Origin of the sequence: Candidatus Hartigia pinicola (assembly GCA_020541205.1) — a bacterium.
Taxonomy (GTDB): Bacteria; Pseudomonadota; Gammaproteobacteria; order Enterobacterales; family Enterobacteriaceae; genus Hartigia; species Hartigia pinicola.
Window position 1 is genome coordinate 1,895,876 of record CP048208.1, and the last position, 16,370, is coordinate 1,912,245.

At 24.5% G+C, this 16,370-nt stretch carries 1 protein-coding gene; it reads left to right on the forward strand.

All coding sequences use genetic code 11. The features are described from left to right. Nucleotides 1-43: 43 nt before the first annotated feature. Nucleotides 44-4,264: a DNA-directed RNA polymerase subunit beta' gene (gene rpoC, locus GFV14_RS03505; protein ID WP_457914279.1), complete on the forward strand. Its 4,221-nt coding sequence runs from the start codon at nt 44-46 to the stop codon at nt 4,262-4,264. The last annotated feature ends 12,106 nt before the right edge of the window (nt 4,265-16,370 follow it).

The following is a 16,370-nucleotide window of genomic DNA, read 5'->3' on the forward strand; positions in this document are numbered from 1 at the left end:
AAGCTACTCACTTGACAGGTCTAACTCCGACAGGAGTTATTTTGTGAAAGACTTAATTAAGTTTCTGAAAGCGCAAACCAAGACCGAAGAGTTTGATGCGATCAAAATTGCTCTGGCATCACCTGATATGATCCGTTCGTGGTCATTCGGTGAAGTAAAAAAGCCAGAAACTATCAACTACCGTACATTCAAACCTGAACGTGACGGCCTTTTCTGCGCGCGTATTTTTGGGCCAGTAAAAGATTATGAATGTTTATGCGGTAAATATAAACGTTTAAAACATCGCGGTGTAATTTGTGAAAAGTGTGGCGTTGAAGTTACACAAACCAAGGTTCGTCGTGAACGAATGGGTCATATTGAGCTTGCCGCTCCAACTGCACATATCTGGTTCTTAAAATCACTACCATCTCGTATCGGTTTGCTGCTTGATATGCCTTTACGTGACATTGAACGTGTTCTATATTTTGAATCATATGTTGTTGTTGAAGGCGGAATGACTAGTCTTGAACGCACACAAATTTTAACAGAAGAACAATATCTGGATGCTTTAGAAGAGTTCGGTGATGAATTTGATGCAAAAATGGGTGCAGAAGCAATCCAATGTTTATTAAAAAACCTTGATCTTAAAAATGAATGTAACACTCTTCGTGAAGAATTCAATGACACTCACTCTGAAACTAAGCGCAAAAAACTCACTAAACGCATTAAACTGTTAGAAGCATTTATTCAATCAGGTAATAATCCAGAGTGGATGATCCTAAATGTTCTACCAGTATTGCCGCCAGATTTACGTCCCTTAGTTCCACTGGACGGCGGCCGTTTTGCAACATCAGATCTGAACGATCTTTATCGTCGTGTAATTAACCGTAATAATCGTCTCAAACGTCTTTTAGATCTGGCTGCACCAGACATCATTGTACGTAACGAAAAACGTATGTTACAAGAGGCTGTTGATGCACTATTAGACAACGGTCGTCGCGGTCGTGCTATTACTGGTTCTAACAAACGTCCTCTAAAATCTTTAGCTGACATGATTAAAGGTAAACAAGGTCGTTTCCGTCAAAACTTACTTGGTAAGCGTGTCGATTACTCCGGTCGTTCAGTTATCACCGTAGGTCCATATCTACGTTTACATCAGTGCGGTCTACCTAAAAAAATGGCTTTGGAATTATTTAAACCATTTCTTTATGGTAAATTAGAGCTTCGTGGTCTAGCAACAACCATTAAAGCAGCAAAAAAAATGGTTGAACGTGAAGAAGCAGTGGTATGGGATATATTAGATGAAGTTATCCGTGAACACCCAGTTATGCTGAACCGTGCACCAACATTGCACCGTTTAGGTATTCAGGCTTTTGAACCGATTTTAATTGAAGGGAAAGCTATCCAGTTGCATCCTTTAGTTTGTGCAGCATACAATGCCGACTTTGATGGTGACCAAATGGCGGTACACGTTCCTCTAACCTTAGAGGCTCAATTAGAAGCGCGTGCATTAATGATGTCAACTAACAATATTTTATCTCCCGCAAGTGGAGAACCTATTATCGTTCCTTCACAAGATGTTGTATTAGGTCTCTACTATATGACGCGTGACTGTATTAATGCAAAAAACGCAGGGATGGTTTTAACTGGACCTAAAGAAGCTGAACGTGTTTATCGTTCAGGTCATGCATCATTGCATGCTCGTGTTAAAGTCCGTATTACTGAAGAAGTAAAAGATAATAAAGGTCACGTTAGAATTAATACCAGTTTAGTTGATACTACTATTGGTCGTGCAATTTTGTGGATGATTGTACCGAAAGGTTTACCTTATGCTTTAGTGAATCAAGTATTGGGTAAAAAAGCTATTTCTAACATGCTGAATACTTGTTATCGTGTACTAGGTCTGAAGCCAACAGTCATTTTTGCAGACCAAATTATGTATACTGGATTTGCCTATGCAGCACGTTCTGGTGCATCAGTTGGTATTGACGATATAGTTATTCCTGAAAAAAAAGCAGGGATTATCATAGAAGCCGAAGCAGAAGTTGCAGAAATTCAAGCGCAATTTCAATCAGGTCTAGTTACAGCAGGTGAGCGATATAATAAGGTTATAGATATATGGGCTGCAGCGAACGAACGTGTTTCTAAAGCAATGATGGAAAACTTATCAACTGACACAGTTATAAACCGTGATGGAAAAGAAGAACAGCAGATTTCTTTTAATAGTATTTTTATGATGGCTGATTCAGGTGCTCGTGGTTCTGCTGCGCAAATCCGTCAGCTTGCTGGTATGCGTGGTCTAATGGCTAAACCAGATGGCTCTATTATCGAAACACCAATCACAGCTAACTTTCGTGAAGGTTTAAATGTTCTGCAATATTTTATTTCTACACATGGAGCACGTAAAGGTCTTGCAGATACAGCATTAAAAACAGCAAACTCCGGTTATCTAACGCGTCGTTTAGTTGATGTAGCACAGGACTTAGTAGTTACTGAAGATAATTGTGATACTCACGAAGGTATTTTAATGACTCCTGTTATCGAAGGTGGTGACGTTAAAGAACCGCTACGTGAACGCGTATTAGGACGTGTCACGGCAGAAGACATATTAATTCCAGGTACCACTGACATTCTTATTTCTCGTAACACATTAATTCATGAAAAGCTATGTGATTTGTTAGAAACTAACTCAGTTGACAGCGTCAAAGTACGTTCAGTTGTAAGTTGTGAAACTGACTTTGGTGTATGTGCTCATTGTTATGGTCGAGATCTTGCTCGTGGTCACATAATTAATAAAGGTGAAGCTATTGGCGTTATCGCAGCACAATCCATTGGTGAGCCAGGTACACAGCTGACAATGCGTACATTCCATATAGGTGGTGCAGCATCTCGCGCAGCGGCAGAATCAAATATTCAAGTACGTAATACCGGTACCTTAAAACTGTTGAATGCTAAATTTGTTATTAATACAGAAGGTAAGCTAGTTATTACTTCACGTAATACTGAATTACGTTTAATTGATGAATTCGGTCGTACTAAAGAAAGTTATAAAGTTCCTTACGGTGCACACTTAACTAAAGGTGATGGTGCAGCAGTTAATGGTGGTGAAATTGTTGCTAATTGGGATCCACATACTATGCCTGTTGTTAGTGAAGCATCTGGTATTATTTGTTTTTCTGACATGCTTGATGGTCAATCAATGACTCGTCAGACTGATGAGTTAACTGGTCTATCTTCAATCGTTATTTTGGATAACTCTGAACGTACAGCAGGTGCTAAAGATTTGCGTCCTGCACTGCGCATTGTTGATATAAATAAACAAGATATACTTATACCTAATACAGATATACCTACTCAATACTTCTTACCCGGTAAGGCAATTGTTCAATTAAATGATGGGATTTTTATCAATGCAGGTGATACCTTAGCACGTATTCCACAAGAATCTGTTGGTACTAAAGATATAACCGGTGGTTTACCACGTGTAGCTGATTTATTTGAGGCTCGTCGTCCAAAAGAACCAGCAATTCTAGCTGAGATCAGCGGTATTATATCATTTGGTAAAGAAACTAAAGGAAAACGTCGTTTAGTTATTACTCCATTAGACGGTTCTGATCCCTACGAAGAAATGATACCTAAATGGCGTCAATTAAACGTATTTGAAGGCGAAATTGTCGAACATGGTGATGTTGTTTCTGATGGTCCAGAATCTCCACACGATATTCTACGACTACGTGGCATACACGCAGTCACACGATACATCACTAATGAAGTGCAAGAAGTGTACCGCTTACAAGGTGTTAAAATTAACGATAAACACATTGAAGTTATAGTACGTCAGATGTTACGTAAAGTAACCATTGTAGATGCAGGAAACTCAGAATTCCTCAAAGGTGAACAGGTAGAATATTCACGTGTTAAAGTTTCTAATCGTAAATTAGAAATAGAACATAAGTACCCAGCGAGCTATGTTCGTGACTTATTAGGTATTACTAAGGCATCTCTAGCAACAGAATCTTTTATCTCAGCAGCATCCTTTCAAGAAACAACACGCGTCTTGACAGAAGCGGCTGTTGCAGGTAAATACGATGAGCTTCGAGGTCTAAAAGAAAATGTTATTGTTGGTCGTTTAATCCCCGCAGGCACTGGATTTGCATACCATCAAGATCGTATACATCATCGCAAACTGAGTAATCTTTCGGAAGTTCCACAGATTAGCGCAGATGAAGCAACAGCTAACTTAGCTGAATTGTTAAATGCAGGCTTTAATAACAAGAAAAAATAAAATTTCTTAGTCTATAAAACCAGTGCTTTAAAAGTACTGGTTTTATATCATTAAAAAATGATTGATTTTTATAGTGAATTGTATTCATATGAAAATTTCATCTAACGTTAAAATCATTAAATCTATAACTAAAAATTTTAGTACACTAATTTAGTCTATAAGCAATTCTTTTTATAATTTTAATAATTCATTTTATTGACAAAATTAATACTCAGTCCTGTATTTTTCTTGTTTCTGTGAATATAAAATTAATACCTTGCATCTTAATTTACTTTAAAAACATGAAAAATTAACGGATTATTATGTTACTAATTTACATTAATAAGATATTGTGTACTATATAGATGCAATCAGGTTATTTATTTTAGTACAATCAAACATTATGACTGTAAGTAAAAATAGCAGATATCAAATATAAATTTATTGTTTATAGAAATAAATATTTATATTTGATATTACATATTATGATTCTTGAAATCATTACAAGCATTTAATTATTATACTAATAAAATTATAAATACAACTTATTTTAAATACATTATCATTTAAAAAATTCAATTATAACAATGTAAAACAAAAAAAGTTTTTATAAGAAAATTATCAAGCTGATATGTATTGATGCAATCAATATTATAAATACTTTATTTTCAACGCTTCCGCACTAAATCAAATCTCATCTAAATCTTGTTTTCCAAACTATTTAGATCATTATTCGATGTCAAAATTTTATGTTTATATATACCAATAAAAACTAATTTTAGTATTGATAATATTTATATAGAAGTGATCAAAACAACTATAAAATAATATGCGCGATCAATATACGATCAATTAGTACAATATTTATTTTGATATAGAATGACGAGTGAAATATTAAAGTTATTAATATCGTTATCAATGCTAAGTCTACTATAATTGCCGGAAGTTCTCACACATGTGTTAATTAGAAAATAATTGATACTTTAACGATAGGAAATTTTAATTAGAATGGACACACAGTGTGTGAGTTCAGTGAACATATTTCATCACATAAAAACCGAGATATTTGATAGTTACAGTTAACAAAATTTCTTCTTGATATTCTATTTTTACTTAAAAAATATAAAATGTGTTTCAACATAATGCATAATGACATACATGCTCACTATTTTCTTTAATAGTTCTGATTAGAACACAATAAATTTCAATATACATTTTTAAATATTTCGCTTATTTTCTAGATATAATTAATATCGCAGTCACATTCCCCTTGGTATTAATACATTAATGCCCACAAGTGTTACCAAGCATGATTACTGCAAAATATACACGAACTTAGTTAGAAAGAATAGTTAAGATAGCTTAGCGTAACATTAATAATTTTCATGGATTTTAAATAAGGCCAACATAATGCTAATATGTTTATTTCACTTAGCACTTGCACTTTATGTACTTTCTCAGAAAATAGATTACGTTAAACAACAATATTTCATATAAATGAAAGTAACTTTTATATTCTTAATTATTTTACGAACCCTTGTAAACTACTAAAACTAAATTTAATATTTCTATGATTGAGTAAATCTAATGAACAACCAAGAAAAAATTAATCTACATCATTTTGATGCTAAAGGTTAAAAAACCTCTTCCATACAAACTATTGGTAATTATATTAGCATAATATTAATACTGACATAATACTCTATTATACACTCTATTGTATAACTGCTTCGACTCTTCAGGCGCAATGATTTAATTTCATAAGTAATACTAGTCACAACGATATATTTTAAATATTATACGTGACACTTTAAGTTTTATAACATTAAACACATTTTAATTTTTTATTTTACTAAATTAAAAAGATCCAAGATAATACTGATTATTTAGTGTTTTTAAAGATATATTTCAGAATCTATTACTTTGGAAAATAAAATTTTAGTTTAATTATCATTAATATACGAAGCACATAATTACATATTGTTTTTTTAAGACTGTATATTTCATTTAAAGAATTAATTGCTTCCTTAACAAGATCATTTTTTAAAAACACTAAAATAAAATATTTTTAAATTTTTAAAATTATCAGGAAAATCTGATTATTATTTTATTTATTAATTAATATTACAGAATAAAAACTCAGATTAGTATTAAATGTAATAATTTTAAAATTTTTAAAATTTGCAAAACTTAGATACTTATTTATCCTAAATTTTAATTCTAATGATAGTGAACAAAGATAAAATTTACTAATATAAATAACATAACTTACTACCTAAAAGGTATTTACACTATTTTAATTAACGATACCAAAAAGAAAATTTATAAATATTTTAAAATACTATTGAAATCTAATAAATATTCCTCTTACAAAAATAGAGTACACTTTACTAAGTAAATTTCTTTAATCACATACAAGATAATTAATTAAAAAATTAATAAATTTTACACTATAATCTCGAATTAATCTCATGTATACCATGTTTGCACTATTCTTTTAGCTGCAAAATATGATAAAAATTTTTATAATAATTTTGAAATTAAGTTTTAATATATTAAATGTGTAATTAAATAAAAGCCAGATTGTACGCCTATTTAATCTTATAACAGAAAACAGAAATTCTGTGATCTACATCACTTAAAATCCTAGATATACTCCGTGTTAACTTTATGTTATAATTTCGTCACATACTTATCTCCATTTTATAGTCTTTAATACTTAATAAGCAATTCTAGTTTTAATAAAAATTAAAAAATAATCACATATATTTTTAAAAAATGGCTGAATATATTGCTTACTGATTTATGTGTTCCTTATTATAATTATCTATTGTTACATACACAAAACAAAAACTTAGTAAAAACATTGTAATATTTTATAGAAAGATCATGTTTTCATTTAACATGAGTTTATTATTATGAATTATTAAAAGATAAAATCCTATACAATACATATTTAAATGAGTAAGATGTTTTATTTATCATGAGATAAATCATAATAATTATTATTTTATAATATAAGTTATATAATTTATTTAATTAAAAAATAAAAATTAAAAAATACTTTATAATAAAATTTAATATTTTAAGATACTATAATATTCATTTTTATGAAAATAAATTTTTCATTACTTAACTAATATTTTAAATTTATTCCATAAATAATAATAAATATTACGTATTATATTTTATTTTGATTTTTTTAAAAATTAATAATATTATATAATAAATACTTACACTGTTTCTTTTTAAAAAAAATATAACATATATATGAATATAATATAATAAGAATTTTTACTAAGATTATATTCTTATATATTTATCTTAATTTCACTAATGATCTGAATTCTAAAGATAATATAAACTTTATTTATAATATTTAAAATTATATTATAATTAATATATATTATTAATGCTTAGTTAAAATCAGATTTGATTTTTTAAAAATCCATGAGATTTATAAATATCATTATTTTGTGTAATACGATTTATCTAAATCTATTTTAATTAATGCATAATACAGCGAAAATGAAATTAATTAAAATCAATAATTTATGTAAAATATTAAAAATAATCGTGTTAAACTCATAATTTGATTAGGATGAATTGTTTTTCTTTTTTCTAGTATTTGTATTAAAAATATTTATAATTATTATACAATTATTAATTAATAATAGTATGATAATATTTATTTTATAAATTGACGTTAGTTAATGGCACTCTCTTTAGTAAAGATATTATACTATTGCATGTTTATTTTATCTCTTATTTTAATTCAATTAAACGATCTCGATAATTTATCTAATATATTTATAAAATAGATTTAATAGATAAAATTGACTCAAGCCTACACTTATCTTTATAAAAGAAAAGATCACTAATAGATCAAAAATACTTAAAATATATAAAGTAAAAATTTAGAATATAAATTAATTAAACTACTTCAATAAATAATACAATATCATTAATAAATCCCTATTAAACTCAAAAAAATCTATTCTAAAATTTCCTGTAAAAACATCGACAAATTTATTTATCACTGTAATACAAATAATAAATTTTATATTATAAACATAAAATAAAATTATTAATCAATAAAAATTAAAATATATTATTCATCTAACTTTATTAAAGATTCATAATTTTAAAATTATATTACAACAATGATAATTAATGAAAAATCGTTTTATTATAATTTATCGATAACATATTAGATATAGTTTAGTTACTTTTACGTACGAAACGTATATTTTAACTTACAAAAGTTTTATAACTTAAAAAGTAAACAACATTAACTAGTAATTTTGGATAAAATAAAAAAGAAATTAAACTTCAAAAAAGAAATGTGAGATAATCTCTAAAAGATATAAAATATAAGAGATATTTTTACTCTATCTAGAGTAACTATAATCTATAATTTCGATAAATTACTTAACAATATTATTAAGTTAAATTGTGTTTCATGAGATCCAGGGCTAATATTTAAGAAAATAATCATTCATCATAACTTATTCGTATTAATAAATTAAAAGTTATATAATTAAAGTGGAATAATCGGATTATAATATTATCTAAATTTATTCAATAGTTAAAAAAATTAAATAAATTTCTAGTGTAGTTATAATAACTAAAATTTATTAAATATTATTAAGTAAAATTCAGTATTTTAATAAAAAACAATAAAAACAGCTCTTACGTGTAGTTAAACGTGTAAAAAACAATATTTAAAGTAAAATGAAAGTGTGTAAAGTAGTAATCTTTACACTTTTTATTGAAAGATATGTTATTTAAAGATCAATATAATTTACAAAAAAAATACATACAAACATCCATTATCCAATCTTCACATTTTTACTTCTCAAGTCTAAAAATTCAATCTAATAATACATTTAATATTTAAAATTTTAATAATACGATTCATGTAGACGTAATGATGTTTAAAAAATTTCAGAAATGTTTAAGAGTAGTGCATATCATTAAGTATTATTAAATATTAAATTTACTAGCATTACTAATATTAATTTTAATTATGAACTTAATAAGTGATGTTATGAAAACGTAATGTTTATTTACACTAAGAAGTAATATTTCAAAAAATAAAAAATCACTTTAATTCAAAAAAATTTATAAATAATTCATTATAATGTCTATAAAGAACTTTATAAATACGTTACAATATTTCTTACATGATTGAATTCATATTAAATTTTCACATGATATAAAATGCAAGATGTTGATATAATAGTATCTAAATTATTTTATGATAATATTGTATATTTCTAAAAAATTTATCTGGTATTTAATTATTTTAGATTTTAATATAGCTATAACATCATAAAATATTATTGAAAAATGTATATAATGTAAAACATAATAAATTTTCTAGATTAAAAATACAAATAATGACATAGTAGATTAATTTCCTAATCTACTTTTTATATTAAATAATTAGTATTTATGAAATAAATAATGAAATCATATTTATAGTTATAGATATTAATTAGGAGAGTCGATAAAATATCACCTTTTGTATAATTATAATATATTTACTTAAGTATTTATTTAGAAGTTAAATATAAACACTATAAATAATATAAAGTAATGTAAAATAATTTTAACTCTAGTTAAAATATAAATACATTATTAACTAACTAATTTACCTATAGTTGAAAGTTTTAAGGTTTTTATAAATATTTATTAATATAGTATATATAAATTTTATATTAAAGATAATCAATTGTATTATAGGCTCCATTAAAATTTATAATAAATCTGAAAATTTCCTTAAAAAAATTGAATACCATTTTTATATAAATACATCAAATATAAAATCAATGATATTTATTAAAATGAATACAATATTTTTATAGACATAAATTCCATAAGTTGATATTAACTATATGTTTAATAAAAATAATATTCAAGTTAATTTTACGATTGAAGATCATGAATCTTTTATGAATAATCATACGACTATAAAAGCATAACTAAGACACTATATGCATTTCAAACATAAAGCAAGATTTGTGTTCTTAAGTAAGGTAAATTAAATAAATATTTTTATAATTTTAGTAATATTAAAGTAAATAAAATATCTTTCATCTTAAATCAAAAGATAGTAAATTTAAAATTGAATGAACAATTACTAACAAAAATTACCTAGATTAATAAATATTGAAATAAAATAATAACTATACAAAAATAATACTTTAATCAATAATCTTAATACAATATCTTTTACCAAAATATATTCACTCAATACATTTTATAAAATACATCAGGACAAATAATCTGTCTTAATGAAATATTTAAAACTTATCTAGTATTTTTCTAAAAAATAAAGTAATAAATTTTAGAGTTGTACCACAAAAACATCGTGATTTATCTCTCATTACTTTTATATTCTTGAAAAGTTTTCTTACCAGAATAAGATACATGAAATAACTTACATTTCTTAATAAATAATATTATATTCATAATATTATATTGTACTCTTTATAAAAATTATTTAGAATTTAACATAGATACTATTTACAAACATTTCAAAAGTATAGTAATCTATTGCTTAATATGCACTTTCATATATGAAAATAATTATTATTCAAACTAAAATTCTATAAAATACTTTTCTGTTGGTAAGACTTCTAAAGTATTCTTTCAATTATATTGAATAAACTGTGATTTTATTATACTGTAATACATTATCAATATACACAAACTTTTTATTCGAATTATCAGCTTTTAAAAAATTTCAGTACATAAATAATTAACAATAGTGTCACAATTCTAAATATTGCTAACGTAAATTTTATTGATGACATATGTACTTTTTACTGTATCACATACGTCTTTATTTTAATAGTTGTTTAAAGAAAAATCAGAACAATAATATGTATTCTTACTATACATCTTAGTAAGTAACATCTTACATTAGTAATCATCTTTGCAGATACAGAACAGAAATGTATTAACATTTATTACAGTACATATATTTCTTTATTTTTGAGTAAAAAGCGTATGCTTTATTGAAAATTTTCAATTATAATGACCATTATACTTTTTCTTACTCTAAAAAAATAAACATACAATGATAAGATTTAAAATAACTTAACAGAATATAAAATCATAAAAATATCATTCTAAATACAATCTAGATATGTGAATGTATTTCAAATACTTCATCATTTTTCAATACCTGACTTAGTCAAATGCAATAACTTATGCAAGAAATAAAATACTGTACACCATGCTTCTTTATTAAATTTACTAATTGCTTCAATAAAGACAATAATAATAAAGATTTATATCATTCTTGAAGTAATATATTAGAAAATTATAAAATAAGTGTTCAGAATTCTTATCTAAATAAGTTAGATACTATATGTTTAAATGTAAAGGAAACAACTTAAGATTTATATTAAAGTAATATTATTATTGATACTGAAATACTACCACTGAAATTAGTAATTAATTCTACTATTGGTTCAAAACATAATTATCGACTATACCCAAAGCACTTTTAGTAAGATTCATTAGTAAGATTCACTGCTAACATTGAAGTAATTAGTAAAAACTTCCAGAAAGATCTAGTTTTTAGTCTAATTTATGAAGTTTAAATAAATTTCCAATGTAAATATATTGCTACGATTTTCTTTAAAAAAGGAATATAAAAAAATCACGATCCAAGCGATGATCAATGCATGAACAATCGTGACAATCAATCTGTCAATTAGTAGATCAAATCACTTTCACAACGCGATATATCACTATATATAACTACAGAGTGTGTTGCAAACTAACCACGAAAATATAAAAAAACATAAGACTAACTTTTACATTCTAATCTAGTGCATTTAATTCTAGCACCGTATTTTGTTTATATGAATAAAGATACTCTAATATCGAATTATATTTTATTTACACTGCATAAACTCTAATTCAATTCTCTAACTACACAATAACCTATTTTAGTTTTCAAAACTATGACTACTTTAATATTGACTACGTTGTAGTCTCTCGACTTAAAAAAAGAAAAAAATAGAATAATATTCAGTAATGACCAAGATTCTAAAATTTTTATGTGCTTTTGCACTTGTAAAACTATTCTGGACGATTTAAATACAATAAGATTTTTTAAAGTTCTGTATACTCATAATATATAACGTTTTTTATAAAGTAATTTTATTTTTTAGATAATTTCTAAATTAATATTCGTTAGTTAATACCTAAAATAATTATAAGAAAATAGCATTAATATTATGCTGAACGTGTTAAAAATGTAAAAAATTTTCAATATTTCTTGTGTCACTCAGGCGATTGTTTTAGACTCAATATTGATGATTCTTCTTATTGTAATGTATTTTTTGAATTGATTAACTTTATATAGAAAACTTTTTCACTTAACTATACTTAAATTACTGAACTAAAATATAATATTCATTTTTAGCACTCAATGTTATCTATTTTATGTAAAGTTGCACGACCTGATTTAATATACAATTATATTAATTACACTATAATAAAATGAATTTTAGTGGTTCAATATTCATTGATAAAACTTATTATTTTTTTATTTTCAGTATTAACATTATAAAATTTAATATTAAAAAGAAAAATCATATAAATAACAGAAAAAATAAATATTACTCTTTATATTTTTATTTTTAAGGACTAATAAGTATTATGATACTCAAAAAATAACCCGCAATCATAATTATTAAAATAAAGTTGAGTAATGATAAATAACGTAATCTTTAATAGTTATAGAAGCATTAAACTATTTTTCTAATCAATAATAATTAAGATAAAATAATTAATCTCTCAAAAGAAGATGGCATGATATCATCAGACTGATAAAAAAGATAAATTATACTTATTTAATAAATTTAATTATAGTATATCTACAATAATTAAAAACTATCAATAAATCTTTTATCTACATAGAAATAAAAAAATAAGACGCATAACAAAGCAGGCGATCAATATAAGAACACATTAAAATCATTTGTAAATGTAAAAACAAATCTGTAGACAATTAAAAAACATTTGAGATATATAAAATTAATCTAATAACTAAAAGATATAAAGGCGCACTATAATTTAAAAAATAAAAAATAATCATTGATCATGATAAAAATATAACTTTCACTAAGTGAATTCGCATGATTTTCAATATCTTAAAAAGATTAGTATTCTATTGAATATCATGATATTTATAAAAAAGAAAATGTATGACATCAAAAATGTTCAACACTAAACATGCTACAATATGTACGAACATATTGAAATGTCTTTTATATTTAGTGATGTATTTAGGTGCCCTTATTAAGCTTAATAATTTAACATGAAATGTTATCCAAACATCTTTTATACGTATCAATATAATTTAATCACACACACTCAGATATCTAAGTATTTTTTTGTGAATACTAAAATTAATGTACTTTGTATTCCTAATATTATCAGTTGTTATTAAAATAATACGACAGTAATTTTAATGTATGGACAAAGATACTTAGTTAATAATAAAAATTTTTATTTATTTATACATTTTCATAAAATATTACGACATTTCTAACGTTTAACTGCACAAATGATTCAAAAATTATATATATATTTTGACTAATGTTCATGCAGATATTACTAACTATATTTTTAACATATGATAAACTAAATTTTGATTATATTTCTCTTAGCTGTTCTATGTGAAAATATTAAAATAGTAATATAATCTAGATTTTTATAACATCACTCAGAATCTTATTGCATTAATAATACAATTATTTCATATCTATAGAAATAATATAGTACTTTATATACTAAAATTTACAAAAAACGCTTTTTCAGGTATTAAGAAAGAAAAGTTTAATTTTAAAACATTTCTCGATTACTTCACTACTGTACAGATTTGCTAATGCTAATAAAATCTATCAAATAATTATATTTGAAAACTTGAATAAACTATTACGTGAAGCACAATCAGTTAACGTCTAATGATATTTTACATATGATACCCCAATAAAATTTTAATTTTATTAATTTATGTATAATTTTTTTAGATAGTTATTTTATATACATACTAGTTATATATTTTATTATAATAACTAAAAATAAAATAATAGCTGAGTTCAATTCGGTTTTTCTTATATATAATATTTTAGCTAAATAAATTCAGTTAGATTTTACTTATTTTTTTAATTGTAGTAATAGTAAAAACAAAAATTATTCTTCATTACTGAAGTTTTATCTTAATGTCATGTATTATACTGTTATTATGACTTAAAATAAAATAAAGATAATAAAAAATAGTTACACTGATTTTTTTCATAGATTGTTAAATATTTATTTCTGTTATCATAACAAGATATAATTTAAAACACTGTTATAACAACAAGCATCTAATAAAGTTTACATCAATAAAATTAAAATTATTTTATACATTTAAACATGTTGAATTTATAAAAAATTTTTAACGCAACATGCTTAAATAATAACTTTAAAAATCAAAACCAATCAATTACTAAACTATTTACTATATTATTTATAATTCATGAAGATAAATAAAATTTGTCGTGACACGACTAATACTAGATATTACCCTAGCCATTTTTTCTAAAATATAAGATTCTTGTTAAGTTAAAATACCTAATAAAAATACTTGAGAATGTTCAGTAATAATTTTTAAGTTTAATGAATTTAAAACTATTAATCATAAGCGTTTGTAACTTAATTTTAGTAGTTAGCTAAAGATCTTTTAAAACCGCACCTAAATTAATAGGGTTCTTTTGATGAACTTCATTATACACAGTATTAGATTTTTCTATATTTATTGCTACTTCTTTTCTTATTCAACTAAAGAAATCATAAGTCTAACCTATGAGTAGCACGTTGCCTTTATACACGTTCCCAATAACACAAGCTTTATTTATAATATTTGATATCTATATTTTTCTTAAACTTTTGACTAATATGCGCTTCTAATATATTACCATAAACTTGTCGACGAATAAACTGTGGATCTATTATACTCTTAGTAAGAATAAAGACAGATCTCCGATAACAACTATACCGACATAGCCTTGAAGAAAATGATAATAAATAATATATAAATTATTGAAAAAAATTAAATGTGTATTATTAATCATGTTGATCTCAGAAAAAAATATTATCACTGAAATTATAAAAAAATACATGGTTAAAAAATAAATATTTAAATCTTAACACTATCTTGATATATAGCGCATCTTTCTGTATCTTTAGTTTTAAAAATTTACTATCTCTTCTGTGTTATCAACAAATTCACTAATAATTATTATATCATATTTCACTATAGCTTTGAAATATCTCTCATATGTTATATACTACTATCTAAGAAATCACTGTACTAAAGGTACTTTATATTTACGTATGAATTATTGAAGACTAATAATCTCCATAAATTACAGTTAAGAAATTAGTCTTTATGTTTTATTGATGAAAAAGAGAAAATAGATTTTTCAGATTATGTCATAATACTAAATAAAAACATCGTGCTACATTATAATATAGTCTTTATGATTATATTGTATAGATTTTATTAAATAAAATAATTAATTATATGAATAATTATTCTTGAAAAGTATCGAGCGCATAATTTAGAGATTTTAACATATTTCAGTGTTTATTCTTTTTAGTGCAATGAACTTTAATTATATTCAAGACTGATTTTTGAGCATATAATTAACTAATATGTTTATTTTTATTAAATTTATTATATAAATATTAACATAATGTCCAATGGTCTCAAATATTTTCTCATACTAAATCTTTAGCATTTTCAATAATTTATAGATAATCGCGTATTATTATAATATTTATTTAATAAATAATCACTTTTATTATAATCGGAAATACAGTAAATGATCTTAAAAACTATTAAGTTCATTATAATCAATTATTGTTAAGATAAAATACTATGATTAATGGAAAAACATTATCGATTATAAACTGATTTAAAAATTTGTATTTATATTAAATAAAGTTACTTTTATTACAAAAATGTATAACGTAACGTTTTCGTATTTTTCTTAAAAGTAATATATTTAAATTAATCTAATATTCATTTCTATTTTTTTGCAATTTTATTTAT